The sequence below is a fragment of the Leifsonia sp. SIMBA_070 genome (assembly GCF_046534635.1).
Taxonomy (GTDB): domain Bacteria; phylum Actinomycetota; class Actinomycetes; order Actinomycetales; family Microbacteriaceae; genus Leifsonia.
Map to the genome: position 1 here is coordinate 1 of NZ_JAWRYK010000286.1, position 271 is coordinate 271.

Here is a 271-nt window from a genome sequence, read left to right on the forward strand (position 1 = left end):
CGGAAGTACAGGGATGGGCGTGGTGGACAAGACAACCAACACATTCTACGACTGCGGGTTCCTCCAGCACTGGCCGACTGTCGTCGAAGTCATCAAGGAGATGTACCCGGACATGCACGAAGCGATGGACGAGCTACTACGTAGGCCCGGCATGGAAGAGCACAAAGGTATTACCAGACAAACGCTGGATGCCTTCATCATGGAAAACTTTGAATTAATCGGCGGAAACAAGCAAATAGAATTTTACCTTGATTAACGATTGCTCACTTTG

The 271-nt window shown here is 49.4% G+C and carries 1 protein-coding gene; it reads left to right on the forward strand.

Annotated features, from left to right (window positions below; genetic code table 11):
• Positions 1-256: hypothetical protein (locus tag SB754_RS20380; RefSeq protein WP_410784180.1), on the forward strand; the 256-nt coding region annotated here is incomplete at its 5' end.
• Positions 257-271: the final 15 nt, after the last annotated feature.